11 protein-coding genes and 1 pseudogene are annotated in these 17,505 nt (G+C 55.0%); all 12 read right to left on the minus strand.

Annotation, left to right across the window (positions count from 1 at the left end):
* The 12 genes and pseudogenes from ACFSYH_RS04060 to ACFSYH_RS04115 all read right to left on the minus strand — a co-directional run bounded on the left by ACFSYH_RS04060 (window position 1) and on the right by ACFSYH_RS04115 (window position 16,561).
* A complete protein-coding gene (locus tag ACFSYH_RS04060) occupies window positions 1–1,152 on the minus strand; it encodes a TRAFAC clade GTPase domain-containing protein (protein ID WP_377465287.1) in 1,152 nt (383 codons plus the stop codon).
* Window positions 1,153–1,244: 92 nt separating this feature from the next.
* Entirely contained in the window at window positions 1,245–1,649 is a 405-nt protein-coding gene (locus ACFSYH_RS04065; protein ID WP_377465288.1) for an Imm70 family immunity protein, read from the minus strand.
* Window positions 1,650–1,655: 6 nt separating this feature from the next.
* Window positions 1,656–2,813, minus strand: coding sequence for a hypothetical protein (locus ACFSYH_RS04070; RefSeq protein WP_377465289.1), 1,158 nt, complete (start codon window positions 2,811–2,813; stop codon window positions 1,656–1,658).
* 50 nt (window positions 2,814–2,863) lie between these two features.
* Complete coding sequence (locus ACFSYH_RS04075) at window positions 2,864–4,171, minus strand: hypothetical protein (protein WP_377465290.1); 1,308 nt, start codon at window positions 4,169–4,171, stop codon at window positions 2,864–2,866.
* Between the two features lie 389 nt (window positions 4,172–4,560).
* A pseudogene (locus ACFSYH_RS04080) lies at window positions 4,561–5,736 on the minus strand (transposase); the annotation flags it as partial.
* A 158-nt stretch (window positions 5,737–5,894) separates the two neighbouring features.
* Complete coding sequence (locus tag ACFSYH_RS04085) at window positions 5,895–7,559, minus strand: UvrD-helicase domain-containing protein (protein WP_377465291.1); 1,665 nt, start codon at window positions 7,557–7,559, stop codon at window positions 5,895–5,897.
* Window positions 7,560–9,164: an ATP-dependent nuclease gene (locus ACFSYH_RS04090; RefSeq protein WP_377465293.1), complete on the minus strand. Its 1,605-nt coding sequence runs from the start codon at window positions 9,162–9,164 to the stop codon at window positions 7,560–7,562. It lies immediately after the preceding gene.
* A 492-nt stretch (window positions 9,165–9,656) separates the two neighbouring features.
* The gene (locus ACFSYH_RS04095) at window positions 9,657–12,098 is read right to left on the minus strand and encodes a hypothetical protein (RefSeq protein WP_377465294.1); all 2,442 of its coding nucleotides are present in this window, start codon (window positions 12,096–12,098) and stop codon (window positions 9,657–9,659) included.
* Window positions 12,095–14,284 (minus strand): GmrSD restriction endonuclease domain-containing protein, encoded by a 2,190-nt coding sequence (locus ACFSYH_RS04100; RefSeq protein ID WP_377465295.1) that lies wholly within the window; start codon window positions 14,282–14,284, stop codon window positions 12,095–12,097. Before ACFSYH_RS04100 ends, ACFSYH_RS04095 begins: the two co-directional genes overlap by 4 nt.
* Window positions 14,281–14,490 carry a hypothetical protein gene (locus ACFSYH_RS04105; RefSeq protein WP_377465296.1) on the minus strand — a complete coding sequence of 70 codons (210 nt, stop codon included), beginning with the start codon at window positions 14,488–14,490 and terminating at the stop codon, window positions 14,281–14,283. The genes ACFSYH_RS04100 and ACFSYH_RS04105 overlap by 4 nt, the downstream gene beginning before the upstream one ends.
* Window positions 14,491–14,732: 242 nt before the next feature.
* Window positions 14,733–15,950 (minus strand): Eco57I restriction-modification methylase domain-containing protein, encoded by a 1,218-nt coding sequence (locus ACFSYH_RS04110; RefSeq protein ID WP_377465297.1) that lies wholly within the window; start codon window positions 15,948–15,950, stop codon window positions 14,733–14,735.
* A complete protein-coding gene (locus ACFSYH_RS04115; RefSeq protein WP_377465298.1) occupies window positions 15,947–16,561 on the minus strand; it encodes an SAM-dependent DNA methyltransferase in 615 nt (204 codons plus the stop codon). The genes ACFSYH_RS04110 and ACFSYH_RS04115 overlap by 4 nt, the downstream gene beginning before the upstream one ends.
* Between the last annotated feature and the right edge of the window lie 944 nt (window positions 16,562–17,505).

Here is a 17,505-nt window from a genome sequence, read left to right on the forward strand (position 1 = left end):
TTATTGCTGACTCCGAAGTAGGACGTTCGCAACTTCGCCCTCATTGAGGTCCATCATGAACTGCGTCAACGTCGCACGTACGTTGTCGTGCTTTTGCAGAGCATCGGCGTTCGTCTTTCTCAGTTGGTCAGCGGCCATATTTACCGCCTCATTGATTACGTCTGAGGGGAGGAACTTCAGAATCAAGCCGATTTTTGGAATCTTAGTCGCGAGTTTAGAACTCAAGATCGTCGCAGCAATCGCCCCGGCACTTTTCAAGAGTTCCTCAGAAACCTTGGCCGGGAGCTGTCGATCTCTAACCCACTTCACGTGCCGCTCGAACGGCAATATTGCTGCTAGAGGCAACATCAGCGGCACACCAATTCGCTTGTCCAATTCGATCTTCCCGGGTTCGAACTTTGCAGACGAGAGAAGCACAAAGTCTGCACCAACTTCGAGTGCATCGCTGCCTTGGACGAGATCAGCGAGTAGTTCCCGTAGGAGATCAACTTCGTCGCACGCTTTCTCGATAATTAAGTCTCGGAACTGGAACACATCTACGTCCGGCAGAAGATCCGCCTTCGAAAGTGCGATTACCCAGATCCGAGGAAACTCGACGAGTTTCTCCCCATTCACGAGCAGGTCGTCCTTCAATGACAAGATCCCGTTGTGGAAGTTTGAGAACAGGCTCTTCAGGTAGCGCTCCTCTTCACCTGCGTTATCAATCAGACGTTGGGCGTCAACGAGGATAAGCGCAACATCAGAGCCAAGCAGGGAACGGAATGTATCGACTCTGCGCTCCGCTTCTTCGGGCCCACTCACATCCTGTTCAAACCACTCGCCTGGGTAGTCATGCCAGACAAGTCGCAGTGCATCAAATGGATTAGCTTTCGCCTTGCTCGTTTCGGGTTTGCGCATCTTGATGGCAAACGAATACGAGGTCGCGGTGAAACGATTGGTTTCAGGAAGCGTCGCTGAGTTTCTCATTCCAAGATAGTTCTTGTAGAGCCGATTACCTTGGCCGATGTCGCTAGCTACGACATTGAATAGGCTCTCTCTCAGATACTTGGGCTCCTGCATTGCTCCATAAAAGGACGACAACAACACTGTTTTGCCGCTTCCGCTCTCACCAAAAACTGCGATCTGTTGTTCAAGTTCTTTACGCACCTTCATGCACTCAGGCTATCCCAAAAGCCGGCGTAACAGCGCAGGTTATCCGCGATTAGCAAGAGGTATCACCCGGTAGTAACGAATGCAGAGAATTTTCAATCGATTACGCGCACTGAAGTCTCAACAACGCTCGCGTAGGTAAGCAACACAACGAGTTCCCAAAGCAAGTCTCGCCCGTCTGAGGTTGTGTATAGATTCGCGCATGAGGTGACTATCGGACTTAGGTTCCCAGTCCAAGGCGGAAGAACTGTGCGATCGTTGAGGTCCCAAATCGCGTCTTCTGGCGAGACCTGTGCGAGGGCGTCACGAACCAGATTCAGTTGACGCGCTGTTTCTTGCGCATCACTCGCCGCGCAAGTTCCAAACCGCAGGAATTGAACCGCAAGCGGCACCTGCGGCAGAAGGGACTGTAGGTGGACTGTGACTATCGACAGAATCGAGTGAGTCAGTTCGTGCCCACCCAGATCAAGCAAACGCTGACCGTCAGTACTTTCAAGCATCATGGCTTACCTCTTAAAATCGATTACAACGTTGGGATCGATCGAGTCGAGTTTTGACTTGAGGAATCTCACGGTATCGTCTATCTTCACCTGTGAGTACCCTCGTTTACTCGCGTCGAGATATATGCGCTGGGCTGTTCCTTCAGGTAGATTCGCCTTGCGCTCCGCGACCTGTGTTCTCAGCTTTAGCGCCAATCCATCTAGATTTGTTTCCAAATCATAGTTCTTAACTTCAATAGCCTCGAGCTTTCCATTGACCGTTCGCACGATATCCGGACGTGTAGATCCCGGAGTTCCGTATGGCACCTCTTTACCGGCGAGATAAGACTTCTGCTCCACTCCACCATATTCTTTCAAGGCGTTAAGTTCAGACTGCCTCGGCGTCGGTATCGCTGACTTGACTGCTTTGTGAATAGTGAGAGCCTTCGAAATTCCCCCCGTGACCACGCCTCCTACGGCGCCCCATTTGAACCCATCGCTTCCAGAGACAGCTGCCGCCCTGAGAGAGGAATTTAGATCCCCTGTCTGTATACCGGTAATGATCCCGTCCGTAGCAGCGCCAAGAACACCTCCACTTAACGCAAAGATGCTTCCAGTCTTAGCTGATGCCGCAAAGATCGCTTGGACCACGCCACCGGCTGGTATCAAGCCTGCTCCTGCGACCACGGTGACAGCAACGGAAACTAGGATTACGCCCGTACCTATCGCAACGTTCTGGATGACCCGATCAAATGTGTCGTCGTAAGCCGCAAATTCTCTAACCTCTGTGACGCCCTCTTCGTTCACATCAAACACGTATTTTGTACCCTCGAATTGGGCTTCCACATCCGATAGTTTGTATCCGAAGTAGATGTTCTCCTGCGAGTTGTATCCCAGTTCCTCGAAGTACTCTTTCGAAACGTGAGAGGCAACCACGTGCTCGATAACGTAGTCATCGCTTTGCAGCTCTGCGTCTAGCGTGGCGTAGACCGAGTCTTCTACGAACTGTAAGAGCTCGGGGTCGTTGAGCCGGTCAAACGCTATCGGGGCCGCAGTCGGTTCTGGAGTCTCCTCGAGCTCAGCGGAATTACTGGGATCCTCCGTCGGCTCAGTCTGAGGCTGCGGGCTCTGCGTTACATCGATGGAACTAGTTGTTGGAGCTTCTGGCTCTTTCGGTTGACTCACACATCCAGTGAGCATCAAGGCAGTGCATAGCAAGAGCCCTATGAAGCGGTTCATGATTCACCGTCCTGGGATGCAGCGTTAACTTCACCTAGTTTACGCTTCCGCTGGAACGCCACCACGGTCCCCACCAACGCCGCACAGGCAAAGATCCCTATCAACAGATAAGGTGTTCTCATCTGGTTCTTTACCACATAGGCTGCTTCGTGAGACACCGCACCGGCCGGAGTGTTTTGGTCCCCGTCAATCACGGGATCGGTAAACGATTCTTCAGGACCTTCAGCAGCCTCCGGCGCAGCTTCAACCGCAGGCCCAGACACCGGTATGAGCGATCCGTCTTCCGAGATGAGAGCTCCCTCAGCAAGTAGATCGTTGATGTCTTCGATGGGCATCCCGGTAGCTGCGTGTGCTTTGAGCACGTCATCGGTGCCCACATAAATCATCTTGACTGTGTATTGCTCTGTGTATCGATTACTAGCGGTGATTGTGTAGGTGCCTTCCTCGACGTATTGGCTTCCGTCTCTGGCGGGCTTGTTGAACCTAATGTCCTCGATCAGTCCGTCTCGGCTGTCGTTCAGTACCTCACGCTTGATGTCTATGTCTAAGTACCGTGACTTCGCAAGGTCCAGACGGAATCCATTGGATGTGACCGCCGAGTTTGTAAGTTCTGCACCGGTGGTCACATCGAATGGGAACACCATGCTGTTCCCGTTACGAACAGCGAATTCGAAGGAGATTTGATATCCGGTGTGCTTGTATGACGGCTTCCAACCGAACACGTCAAATCGAGGTGTTCTGAGTTCATAGTCTAGGGCGACTTCGTAGTCGCCCTCCTCGAAAAGTTCTATCTGCGTCGCGGCAGTCGTCGATGCGTTCGCTTCAAGAAAGTTGCTATAGAGCGTGGTTTTTGACTCGTTTGAATGGTCGGTGTGTTTCACGATCAACATGCCACGCCCGAAGTTCTGTTGTTCTACCTGGAACTTCTGATCCCAGCCGTCTCTATCCTCAGCCACGGTGAGCGATTCGTTGTCGTTAATGCGATCAATGTCTTGCTCTAACTCAAACCATAGCGCTACTTCATCGCCAACATTTTTAAGGAATACGGGCACGCCATCGCTTTCAGCCACACGCGTGAAGCCGTTGACGTAAAAGTTGCCGAGTTGCCAACCCCAGTGAACATCATCCTTGGTGATTTGCTCTGTCCCGGAAAAGCCACTATCTGTACCTGCATTGACGAGTGATTCTTCACCCAAACGGTACTTCGTCTCGTCTTCTACGGCCTGCGCACTTGTGGCGACGAGTGTCACTGCGGCTAGGAAACAAGCAAATAAAACCTTGCCATATTTTGGAGTCTTCATCACTTGCCTATTGTAAGCGGGCTGCTGCGCAATTTTATTGTGTTTTCCAACCGCAAGATAGGCAGGCAGACATATCTGTAACTGCCGCTCGAGAGACCTCTGTCATGTCGACGGCACGCCTACTCCGGCATTCCCCACCAAAGGGGCAAAAGACACCGCCGTTGGGGGCCGCACAGTAGTTGCTGACACAACCGAAGAATCGTCTCAACGAACCCGATTTTTCCCTAGCCTCGATCTTTCATCGAGGCTGGTGGAGTAGGGGCTCGGCGTCGTTGCCGGGGCTGTGGGGTCGATTCTGGCACCGGGGTGCGACATTGGCCGCGAGGCGTCGCGGTCGCGGGGTTTCCGTCCCGGGGTTCCTGGTGTCGTGACGGGCGGTGGTGTCAGTCGCTGGGTGCGGGCAGCGCGCGGAGTCTGCCGATCGCGGCGAGCACGATGGCGGCCCAGCGTGACCGGCTGGACAGGTGCAGGATGCTGCGGCACCCGTGCCGTGCGATGGTGGCGGGGATGGTGAACAGGTTCCCACCGGCGGGCCTCGCGGTGCGAGTGGGCGAGGAGCCCTGCCCAGGCGGTGAGTTCGCTGGCGAGGGCGACGATCGCGCACCAGATCCGGTTCTGATCGAACCCGTGCAGTGGCAGGTTCCTAAGCCCGGTGTCTTTGCCTTCGCAGATGCGGTCCTCGCAGCGGGCCCGGCGGCGGTGTCGCAGTTCAAGCTGCTGCAGTTGCCCGCGGGCGGTGTTGGTGGCGAACGCGGTGAGTCGGTAGCCCTCGACGTCGTCGAACCGGAGCTGCACGCCGGGGTGGGGGCGCTCCCGGCGGACGATGACGCGCATCCCCTTGGGGTAGTCCTGCAGGTTCAACACACCGGTGAGCTCGGCGACCGCCACCCCCTCGCGGGGGTCCCCGTTCGCGTCGAGCGCAGCCTTTCAGAGGTTCTCGGGGATGAGGTTGTAGAGCTCGGGCGTCTCGAACGGCAGGGTGTAGTCGACCGAGTACGACAGGCCCTTGTTCGTCAGCCAGGTGAGGAACTTCTTCGTGCCCACACCACCGTGGTCGGCGAACGCGACCAACGGGTGGAACCCGAACCCGCGTTTGAAGGTGGGTTTCGCGGCTTCCTTCTCGCTGTGCGCGGTGATCAGTGTCGCGTCCAGATCGATCACCAACGGCATCCCAGGCGAGATACCCGCGTTCGGGGCGTGCCCTTCGGCCAGGCCCCACGCTGTTTCGTGGGCTGCCTGCCGTGCCGCATCGATCCCAGCCAGGACCCGGTCCGCGTCCGCTGCCAGAGCCGCGATCGTACGCGACACGGTCGGATCCGACGCGACCAGCCCATAGACCCCGGGCTCAGAGCGGACGGTGGCGATATCACTGAGCGCGTCACCACCCAAAGCGAGCGTCACCGCGAGATCGAGGACCACCTTGCCCGGATCGTGCACAGCTAGGGGCTTGCGCCACGGCGACAGCGCCTGCGACAAGCCCCGATCAAGGCCCATCGCCCGCGCTGTCTCGCTCAGCATCACCCGCCCGCGTGACCGACTGCGAGAACCGCCGCAGTATCGACATCCATACGCGGATAGCCGCTGGTAGTCTTCACCTTGAAGGTGCTCCTCTCACTGAGTGAATCGTTCCCCAGGAAAGAACTATTCTCCCAGATCAGGAGCACTTCCCACGCCTACAACACGACCCCGAAGCCTTCAACGATGAAAGCCCGAGGCTAAGCATTCGCTAGCGGTTAACAACCTCCGCCCAATTCACCGTCTCAAACCAAGAGATTACGCTTGAGCCCTCTTGAAGGTTTGCTGATCTGATCTGTTCAAAAAAGCGTGATCGATGTTGGGGACGGATGAACCCGTTGAGAGTTGGTACCTTCTGAGCATAGTTGAGCACCACACCATGTCGCGCCCGTGACATCATCACCGAGAGCACACGAGCTTCTTCGGCAATTTCCTCAACCGTTCTCGCATTGAAATTCGGTATGGAGCCATCTTCCATCCCAACGATGATTACCCAATCAAACTGTTGCCCTTTGCCTACATGCCCTGTAAGTAAATGTGCACCTGGAACTGTGATGAGTGTGCTGGAATCACCAACGCGGATACGTGAACGAATGTCTAGTGGCTCTATCCCGTCTTGTAACAGATCAGCGCACCACCCGAGCGCTTTACCCAAGTTATCGCGTCCATCGATTACAGAATCGAAATTCGCCATATCTCGTAAGAATGAATCTTTATCGGTTGCGTTCCAGTACCTAACAAGATCAAAGTTCGCAAGCATGGACCTAACAATTCTCGCAGTATCTGTGTCAAGAACCCCATCGTCCCAGCGATGGGCCTCAATATCACTGGCGGCGAAGGCATCGTCTACAAACCTTCTGCGAGTAGTTGATCGAGCAAGAATGCCGATGCGTTGCATTGGTGCCCTGCTCAGGATCGCTTTCGACAGCCGGACAACATAGTCAGCTTCTGCAGCAGCAGAGTCATGTGCAACCGAGCCAACCAAGCCACCACTTGGCCACGACTCCGCATTTGCCGACGCCAAGTGCGCTCCCCCCGTGAGTCCGATGAGTGAGTTCACGGCATCGAGGACTGCCGGGGATGATCGGTGAGACTCGTTCAATTCGACTACCGTCCTGCACTCAGTTCGAATCTCTGCGTCAACGGCGGACGGCAAAGCTCCTGCAAAACCATAGATCCCTTGCGCTAGATCACCAGCATAAGTTGTGCGTCCTTGCCCGATCCGTTTGACAAGCCGGAGTTGCTGCGGGGTCAGGTCCTGATACTCGTCCACGACGACGGCGCCGAAGTGTGCACGGTATAAGTTGGCCACCGTTTCGTTCGCAAGGATGAGCTCCGCGACCCGCGGAAGATCGTCGTAAGTCAATCGTCCTTCGCGCCGTCGTTGCAGCTCTAACGCAAGCGCACCATCGCGGAGAGCGGCCTCAACTGCACTATCTCCAAGCGCTTGTTGCTTCGCCTCTCTTAGCATTTTCTCGATGCGAGCCCTCTCGCCCCAATCAAGTTCAAGGCGGCGGAGTTCATCGCCAACCCAATCACCCTCAGGGAGCATAGTTTCAGGATCTTGACCGATAACATTAGCGTGGGCACGAAACAAGCGTGCCGATAGGCCATGAAAATTCACCACAGTAACACCATTACTCATCTCTGTTGGTGTCAGGTAGGCTCCCAAACGTTCCTTGATATTGTCGCGCGCACGATTAGAGAACGTCACCACCAATACTTTCCGAGGGTGCTGAATCACGCCACGACGCAGCAGCCCCTGTACTCGCAGTGCAAGAGCTTCAGTCTTCCCACAGCCGGCAGGTGCGACGACAAGCAGACTGAGCGACTCGGTATCGCGGATCTCCACCTGCTTTTGAGTAGGGGTCAGCATTTACGCACCTGCAGCTTCTGCAAGCACGCTCTCAACACTCGCGATAGCTCTAGCTGTTTCTTCGGTCAAAAACTCTGCAACGACAAGTGCTGCCTCGACCTTGTTGTTCCGGCAGAAAGCAGCGACATCTTGTGTCGTAAGAGCACCATCAGGACCGCTCGGCGAGACTTTACTCAACTGCCTTGCGCTGAATAACGTAGAGGAAGAAAAAGCCTCCCAAACCTGCGCGGCTCCGAGTGCTCGAACATATTCATCCTCTAGGTCGGTACGGGAAATCCAAATGCTTCGGGTCGGAAGGTCTGCAGTTGGAATACCATGCCGCCTCGCTGCCGCAGTTTCTGCATCTTCATCGACAAGAATTGAAAGTGGCACGTTGAAGCCAGCGGCACCAAAGAGCTTCTCCACCAATGACATGGAGTTCTTTCCTCCAGCATCAACCAGGGACACTCCGAGTCGATCAAGATTCCGCCCGGTCAGATCAGCGGCTCGTTCGACGATAATCCGATCCGAGGCTCCTTCGACCGCAATTGCACGACGCGATGTTAACGGCTCCAATCGACCGCGTACCCACCAACTAGCAACCAATTTCTCCTCGGTAGAAAGAAAGCCAGCTGCAGGTTGGACCACATTTCCACCTTGACGGACTACAACGATCGAGTCCGGATCAAAGGCGCTAACAATGTCAGATGAATGAGTCGCAATGATTTTTTGGTTAGGGCGGTCCCTTAGAAGCCGCGCCAGACTACGTTGACTCGTCGGGTGGAGGTGAACTTCAGGCTCATCGATGCCAACAACATTCGCAACACCACTAATCAAGTCATAGAAAGCAATCGCGAATAGAGCCTTCATCCCGTCGGACTGTTCTGACAAATCACGAGGTACTCCTGCCTTCGCGACCTGCAACCGTACGTCGCTTAAGACATCGTTATCCGCAGAAGCTCCTGGGATGAGTGTCAAATCATCCTTCGCAAGTAGTTCAGGTAGTGCTTTCGATAATTGACCTGCGAGGTCGCTACGAAGTGTCCCAAGTACCGCTGATTCTCCGAGTGTAGTGGTGAGTGCAGTTGTAATCGCCTCAAACTTAGGTTTTTCTACTCCGAGGTCAACCGCAGCAAGTATCTCAGCTAAAGGCGACTTGCGGTCTTCACGAAGTTCACGGGTCTGACTGTTGGCGCTCAGAAACTTCCACCCCAAGCCAAGCACCTGATCACGTGATAACTGTCGTGTGCTCCCTGCGCTTGGAGCGCTGCGCATTATGCTGATCGTCTCGCTGTCATCAATCTCAGCGAAGAGACGAATAGTGAGCTTAGAGTTCCCATCATTTGGGTTAACGGAAATTTCATCCGGGAACAACGCCAGATCGACGACGTTGAAGTCCTCTAAATCAACCTCGACCACAAACGGCTGCCCAGGATCTCGGAAATCTGCTGCCGTTATGGCCGCATACAGCCGGGCGGTACTAGCACCTAGGATCAAATCAAGACAGCGGAGGAACGAAGACTTACCGACATCGTTAGCGCCCACGAGCACGAGATGTTCACGCACTTCGATCTCTAGGTCGGACAAACGTCCGTGATTCTCGACCTTAAATCGGGTAAGCCTCATTCGGGTGCCTCGTTTCTCGTATCTGCTGAATATCAAGTCCGGTGCGCTATCTGTTTAGAACGCGCCATTGACCTCATCGGCAGAACCATCGTTCTTACCTGTGTAGACATCGATGTAGTTCAAGCTGTTAGGTTGAATATATCGCGAATCGCTGACATCGATTGATTAGCCACGACCAGTACGAACACTTCATTTTCTGACTCGTGACGACCTCACAATCGAGGCTAGTCAGATTCACCGGGCAGTGAAGCATTCCCCACGCAGAGGAAGCAAGTACCTTCTATAATCCACGCGCCAATATGTTGTGAATCTGACCGTGGCGTGATCGAGCTCTATTGAAGGCGGGGCTGAACTGTAGCGTTAGCAGGCTTGTACCGTGACCACCCGCTGGTGCCGTTTACTGATCGCGACCGTGTGGCCAATGAGAGCACAAAGTATGCCAGCCCAGACCCAAGAACTGTCCGCGCCAGTGCACAGCGTTCCAAGGAGATTTCAGTCTCCCTCCGCACCAATGAGCCCTTCGATGCTCTTCTTCTCAAAGTAGCGAAACTTCTGGATCGCGTCGGTCATGTTGCCGACATCAATGACACCGATCTCGGTTAACCTGCTGTAAGAGCCGAGAGAGAGTCCAGTGGAGCGAAGGAAAAGCTCGGTGTCGAGTGACTCGATGACATGCGCGAGGCGTTCTTCGCGGAAGTCAGTGAGGTACATGAAGATCAACACCTTCGCGGAGACCTTCTTGAGCTTGTCACGGATGCTCTTCCGCTTGTCGGCGATCTCGTTCTTCGGCTTTCGCTGCTCGCTCGCGCCGCCGCCGACGCGCTTGACCGCAGCGAGCTTCTTCGAGGCAGTAACGATCTTCTCTGCTTCCTCACGGATAGTTCGGAAGTCCTCGATCTGCTCCAACTCAGCGATGAGATCAGCGTCTTGGAGCAGTCTGTCCATAGTGACGCCATTCAAGTTGTACAGGTCGACAGAACGCCAGCGGCGGGCAAGCGCATTCGCTCCAATGCCACCGTGTGCCCAATCGAGGATTGCCCGCACATCGAGCTGCTCCATCCGGCCACCGTCAATGGCAAAAATCGGAAGAAAGTTGATCAGTTCCCCCAGAACCGATGCCTGGGTGGCTTTGCGGTCAGCGGAATTGTTCGCCAGCTCCGTGCCGTAGAGCGCGACCAGCGAGAGCGCACGGTTCGGGTCAAACTCGAAAACGTAGGCCGTCTTCTTCTTAATCTCACCATCGGTCGTCCAAGGCGACTGCACTCGGAAAGCAGCCTGGAAATACGACTCCGGTGCCTTCAGCGACCGGAGCATGAAGATCGACGACCACTCCGGCACCGTCACTCCGGTCATCAGTTTCCCGCACGACAGGGTGATAGACCCGGACTTGCCTGTGTCCTCCGCGTATCGGATCGCGGCTTGAAGCGGCTCGAGAGCCTTAGCCCCGATCTTCGCTTTCGTTCCGGCTGCGACGTAGATCTCGAATGTGGAGAAGAATGGGTCATTACGCAGCAGTTCAGCCATTGCCTCGCATGCGGCAACGTCTTGGAGATACCAGACCGAGTGCCGCACTGCCTCTTTAAACTCAGCGGCCTCATAGGGGAACGGTGCGTTCGCTTCGTCCTGTTCGATGACCTTTTCTGGCAAGGCCTTCTTGCCGCGGATGAGGTCGAGGAAGGAAGCCACATAATCTGGCCTCTCAAAAGCGTAACCGTCTGCAGTTTTCTTGGCTTTGAAGTAGGTGTTCAAGTCGAACCCGTCGAACTCGCCATCTGCGACCCACTCACGACCGGGGGCGCCCATCGCATAGGTATACATCTGCATCTGTGGAAGCGAAGCGTATGGATTGCGCCCCTTTGACTCGTCCCAGCCCGATTTCTCTCGCTGTTCGTCGATGTAAGTCCAGTTGAAGACTTCCGACTCAGCGTAGTCGCCGTTGGTGATCGCTTTGAACGGAGTGCCCGAGAGGTGCAGGTGAAACTTCGTTTTCAGCCCGTAGTCGAGTTCAGGTACGACGTCAGCATCATGATCGCTGGACTCATCCGACGCCTTCAAGAACATCTGCGCTAGCGCGGCTTCAGCCTTGTCTTGCGGGTCGTAGACCTCCCGCGCCGCGGCAGTTGACGCACCGAAGTGGAACTCGTCAATAACAATGCAGTCCCAGTCGACGAGATGCAGTGTCTCGTTGCGCTCTTTTGGCTTGCCGACCGCATCGCGCCCGATAACGTCTTGGAAGGAGGCGAACCAAGCAGTAGGCCGACCACTGTCGATCATCGCGTCCGCATCGCTCAGCGGAGTATCGCGGTCCACGTACTGCCAGTCAATAAAATCGACATGGCTTAGCAGGTCATCCCGCCATGCGCTGCGCACAGCGGGCTTATATGTGAGGATCAACAACTTAGTCCAGCCCATCTCCTTTGCGAGCTGGTACGTCGTGAAGGTCTTACCGAACCGCATCTTCGCGTTCCAGAGGAACTTCGGTGCAATCTCGTTCTCTTCAGCCTCATGTGGGCGGAAGAACGCAGCGGTTTGCTCGACTGCCCGCTTCTGTTCGGGCCGCATCGGAAAGTCTTGGATACGGGTCGGATTGAAGGGCAAGCCGCGCTGCAACGAGCGGATCGCCGCCCAGACCTCGACCTCGGTCGCTTCGAACCACTCGCCTCCGGGATTGATCATCCCCGCTCCCCGCAACACGCGGTGTACATCGTGGTCACTGAAGTCAGTTCCATCGGGTCGGGTCGCTGGCTCAGAGTGGAACAAGATCTCCACACCACGCAGGCCTGGAAAGGCCGTACCGACCTGCTGCCGCACTCGGTCGATTCCGGCATTCGCGGTCTGTCCGACCTTGATCCAGGTGTCTCCTCTTTGACCGCTAGCCCGTCGCCATGCCTTGGTATTTCCTGCGTGTGTGTAAGCGTAGATATAGTTCGTCACGCCGCATCTCCGTCAGCGTCGACATCCAACTCGTCCTCAGGTGAGAAGACCTCGTCCTCGCCTTCATCCGGTTCGCCGAGGCTTGCCAGATAGTCTGCGCGGATATCTTGGAGGCTGCGCCCGCTATCTTCAAGCGCCCACCACCACCAACCGTTCTGTCCTTTTCCGCTGGCCGCAACCGCCGCAGCCGAGGGCGTGTCGTAGGCAGTGTCACCAAGATAGATGTGACCGTCGAGCGAGACGACTGCAATAGCGTCCTTCCACTGAGAATTCAGGTGGCGGCATCGCAGACGTGCCCCCGCATTGATCCAGCCGGATGCAACGAGCTGGGCGACATCGACTGAAGAGACAGACGCCGCTTGAATATCCGATGTGCTTGAGAGCCCGACATGCCCATCCGGTACCGGCCAGATCGCAAGAATTTGGTCGATGAGCTGCTCAGTCCGCTGCTGGATAGCCGTTTCGTTCCAACCGTCTAGCGCCAGATTGATAGCGTCCTTCGTGATCAATACATCGTCGTAGTTCAAGAAGTATTCACGCTTTGCAAGCCACGGACCGTTGTTGATTGCGCTGTTGAGTTTCTGAGTGACTAGAGTGAGATTACCGAGCTGATGCAGTGATTCATCTCGTGCAATTTCCTCATCTTCGGTGAGCCCTTCACCCCAATGCTTGCGCCACTTCTGCGGCAACAGATGCTCAACTGTTCCCTTACCTCGCGCGACTGGCCCCATTGCGAGCTGCTTCCCATCAGGGTAGCCACGTTTTGCATCTTCGAGAGCTTCAAGCACCATCCGCAGGCGAACACGACGATACTTTGTGTATGCTCGCGCGCCACGTAGAGCATCACGTACCTCGTCATCGCCTGGCCAGTAGCCAACAGGTGTGTGGTTCACCGCTAGGTATCTCGTAAGCGCATCTGGGAGCGCATCCTGAGGTTGCTCACGCAGATACTTGATCACGTCGATGATGAATCGGTTTGCACCCTGCGTCGCAGTCTTCACCAAGGAACGCCTGACCAGCCAACTTTCCATTACAGCGAGGACTCGATCCCTGTCTCGCGCAGTAACCCCGGTCTGTTCCGGCTGGCCTAGCCAGATGATAAGCGGGCGCGCAATCTCAGAATCAAGTGCGCCAATCCGGTAACTAAACAGTTCTACACGAGTCAGCGGGCCATTGGGGCGCTCTGCACCTTCAATAACCGCTCTATACTCGTCTGCCGATGCCTTGATCCTCGGAAGTAGTGATGAAATATCCTTCTCAACAGTGTTGACGTAGTACTTGAAATGGCTAAAGACTTCACGAATCGGGAATTCACTCAGCGTACGAGCAGTCAGCCACTGCCAAAGGAACAGCGAAGATCGCGAGTTGGTGATGCGACCAGTTGTGATCGGTTGTTCCCACCAAGGGGTCTCGAACTCAGCCCAAAAATCTCGATAAGACTGCTCCGCTTCAGCGGGTGGCACATCGAGATTCTGGAAAACGAAGTTCTTGATGAGATCAGCAGCCGACAGTGGTGTTCCGCGAGCATTGAGAGTCTCAAAAATCGCCTGTGCATCCTCGTTAGCATCAAGTCGAATACTCGCGATTTCTAACCGATCGAGGACAGCAGGTACGAGAGTTCTGGCGCGGCCTACGGCTTCATTACTATCTCCGATCCACTCGTCGATCACCGCCGAGAAATAGCGGTGTGCTTCGCTCAATCGCGATGAAACAACCGTTTCGTAGTCGGCTGGTTTGGTAGCAGACATGACGGAGACGAATCCGTCTCGGTCGCGATTAGTCGGCCAAAGTTTGTAGCGGTCTTCATCGGTCACACAGTAGTCGCTGGGATTCTCAATCAGCGGGAGGATCTGCCCTGCGAGTTGGTCCCAACCGCGAACAAGTAGCTGACCATGCAAAGCGTCGAGAAGAATCTGCAAAGTAGTCAGCCGCTGCTGACCATCGATTACGTTCCACATCGGTAGACCGCCGAGCGCTGCCGGCACCTGCTGTATGACGATCGCACCGAGAAAATGTGTAGCGTTCTGATTGTGGTGCTGGATCATTTCAATGAGTCGAACGATGTCTTCCCATAAAGGCACCCACTGTGTCTCCTTCGACCATACATATGGGCGCTGGAACAATGGAACTACAAGACGCGTCGGGTTGTAGAAAATTTCCTTAGGCTTGACGACATCGGTTTTCACTCGTCTTCACCGCCATCTTCCTCTAACTTCGCCATCGCCCTCGTGTCTCGGAACTTTCGGCCGCCTGGAAGATGCGTCGACGGAATCGGAGAGTCGAGCGAAAGAATCGGTTCGCGGGCGCCGATCACGCGCTCAATATACGCAATCTCTTCATCAGTTAGATTGAATCGCTCATAGAGATTTAGATCTGTCCAGCGGCGGGTCATGTCAAGCAGTGGCACAAACCCGAAGCGGCTTGGGGTTAGGTCCTGTGAGATCTTTCGCTGAAGTACTAGGAATCGACAGAACTTCGTCGTGAGAAAGAAAGCGTAATTCTCCGCTTCTTCCCGCGTATCGAACGTTCCGGCGACGAGATAACTCTGCGTACAAGCTGAACCAGGCGCGAGCGCAATCGGCTCGCCAAGAACGTACGCAGGTTCTCGCCCGTGACCATCTCCCGCCTTGGGGATCAGAACCTTCCATCGGTCGATCCATGCATGGTTCCGCTCGATCTGTGCACGTCGAATGTATCCCACCCGGTTGACGAAAATAAGCGGAATTGCCCCTTCAAAAGGTTCATTTTCCGCCCCTTTGAAGTTCTAGCCCCGAAGGGGTCACTGGGCGACACAAGGTCGCCCAGAGACCCCTTCGGGAAGGGGTCACTGGAAATTTTTCCCACGATCCCTGCAGCGAAATTGTCCCGAAGGATAACGTCCACGCCTTGTCTCAAGTCTCGCTTCGCAGAATCACAGATCATCCCATCAATACGCGTCGAAAACTCACAATCGCCATCGTACTCACGATCCCAAAGTAGGTAGGAGACACCGCCTTTGATCTCTGCCTGCGGGAACACGTCGTAGAGCTTGGGATTGTCTACAAGTTTCCTGATCCGGCGATCGTTCATCATCTTCAGGCGATATTCACTCAACCCATGACCACTCGTAAACCACCTCGACGGCGTGATCATCACGACGTACCGTGGGTTCATCGCGATAGCCCTTTCAACAAAGAGGTTGTAGAGCGGCGTAATATTGGCAGTTCGGTTGCCCTTCCCATCGTCCATACCGATCTGATAGGGCGGGTTACCGATGATGACGTCGAATTGCACGTCGGCCATCTCCTTCGTAGGGTACGTACCGTGAATGAACGAGTATGCAAAGTTCTCACGACGCTCACGGATGAGCTTTACGGGTGCGCGGCAGACAATGCAGAACTTCCCTAATCGGTCGAGTGTATGGTCGGTTTGAACAAATGGGATGTTGCCTTCGACTGAGTCGAAGTGAACGATGAGATCGGTCAGAGCCGAATCCTTCACCTCTGTGCCGGTGGCGTTCTTGGTTTGATAGAGTGTCCGTCGCGCGATTTCGCCGTTGAGCCGAGTAGTTGCCGCACCAAAGATCATGTTCTTCAGGATGTGCTCACGACGTTTGTAACCGTCAGGCTCCCATTCGGCAAGGCCAACCATGAGCCGCTTGAAAACCTCACGCAGATAGACACCTGACTTTGTCGCGGGGTCAAGCCAAGTGAAGTGCGGTTCTGACCAGACATGTGTCGGCAGGATGTCAAGCATCGCAGTGACGACCTTGGGGGGCGTATATACGTCATCGTTTGGCAGTTGTGCTAGCGTCTCAAGAACGTCTGGCACATGCTTCCCCGTTTGTGCCATCGCTCCTGTCTCGGCGCTCACTCGCCAAGCTCCGAATAGTGCACGGAGGGCATTGGCTCCGGTGGGAGATAGAACAGATCGAACTCAGGCTGCTCCAGTTCGGAGGGAATCCGCTGGAATCGTTCACCAGATAAAGGCGTGTACTCAACGAGGACAATCTGGTCAGCGCCGTTCAGCGAGTCACCAACAACAACGTTGGTCCGAAGAATCTCGCGTGCTGCACGGCGAAATCCTTCTGAAGCGTCAGCATCATCGAATTCGGCATTTGCGATGGCCAATGCAAAGAGGCGCTCTCGTGCTTCCCCAACGTTCTCCTTGCTGATGTCAATCGCATAGATAGATGCCAAGCAGCGCAACAGTGCGAACTCGAACCATCCGTCTGTGCCCCCGTAGCGTTCCTCAGTAATGAGTGCGATCTTTCGTTGAAGGATTGCTACAAGGAAGTTCCCGTTGCCCGCAGCAGGCTCAAGAAAACGCGTGTCAATCTCGGCAAAGGCATCCGGGATGAGGTCGAGCATCGCTTGCACCTCTCGCGGCTGAGTGTAAACCTCGCCGAGATCACGTACACGCTCGCGAGACTTAATATGGCGAGGCTCCTCCAAGAGACCGCCATTCCTTGAGCTATGGGTCATATTCCAATTATCTCGTAGCCCACGGAATATGTTGGCGAGGCCGATCCCGCGCGTGTCCGTACCCAACGAACCGCCAGCGTACGGCAGGGTTTACGTCGCTGAGGAGGGGACCTCAGTTCAATCACTGCCTGGTCAAAGATGCGGCACCAGTGTTGATTGCGGTCACGGTCTGAAACACGACACCCGCCATAACTTCTGTGCCTACCATTTCGAACGTTGTCATCGTCACCATCTACGCGTTTTGGCCTTTCAGCAGTACACCTGGCTTCGTTAAAACGTCCCTTCTTAGGCTGTTCCACCGGGCACTTTTCTAGCACTGAACAGCCGATTCGCAGTGACTCTTGCCTGGATTCTAGTCTCCCAGCGACGCTAAGTTCATCCCGGAGAGTGTAGATTTCAGGCTGGCGTCTAATTAGATTGTCCAGTAGTCTGAAGGGACGTTCCGTCGGCATCGATCCGGCGACTTCAACAAAAATGCCCCTGCTCGTAGAGCAGAGGCATTCTTGTCCGATTAGGAAGTCAGGCTGAGAACCAAACGTCTTCCTTAATCAACTTACGGTATGCGCATTCGCCCTTGCGGTCGATGCACGGCGGAAACGTAGAGGACGCAAGATGGTGGCTAGTAGCCCCATATTGGTCCATCCAGATTCCTGATGCTGGGACACGTTGCCCAGTTTTCCATAGCCCATTGGGGCCAATTGGAGTATGCACCTGCAGACTCCTTCCTCCCACCGGAACATTCGTCCTTGGTGGTGGGTCTTACAGCACAAGAGGGTTCCCGCATATACTCTCGGGAACCCTCCCCGCTTTGTTCGGTGTGCCGCGCAACCAGATGGTCACTTTCGGCCTCCGAGAAACACGCGGTCAAAGCTTGGTCACGAAACATAATGCCGACGTAGCAACTTACTGCTTGCATATCCACACCTATTTTCACCATCGCATCG

This window comes from Populibacterium corticicola (genome assembly GCF_042683685.1).
Classification (GTDB): domain Bacteria; phylum Actinomycetota; class Actinomycetes; order Actinomycetales; family Cellulomonadaceae; genus Timonella; species Timonella corticicola.

Bases quoted from the DNA above. Each gene is read 5' to 3' on its own strand.
- ACFSYH_RS04115 (WP_377465298.1), bottom strand. From the start codon at position 16,561: ATGACCCATAGCTCAAGGAATGGCGGTCTCTTGGAGGAGCCTCGCCAT.
- ACFSYH_RS04085 (WP_377465291.1), bottom strand. From the start codon at position 7,559: ATGCTGACCCCTACTCAAAAGCAGGTGGAGATCCGCGATACCGAGTCG.
- ACFSYH_RS04105 (WP_377465296.1), bottom strand. From the start codon at position 14,490: ATGACCCGCCGCTGGACAGATCTAAATCTCTATGAGCGATTCAATCTA.
- ACFSYH_RS04060 (WP_377465287.1), bottom strand. From the start codon at position 1,152: ATGAAGGTGCGTAAAGAACTTGAACAACAGATCGCAGTTTTTGGTGAG.
- ACFSYH_RS04065 (WP_377465288.1), bottom strand. From the start codon at position 1,649: ATGCTTGAAAGTACTGACGGTCAGCGTTTGCTTGATCTGGGTGGGCAC.
- ACFSYH_RS04090 (WP_377465293.1), bottom strand. From the start codon at position 9,164: ATGAGGCTTACCCGATTTAAGGTCGAGAATCACGGACGTTTGTCCGAC.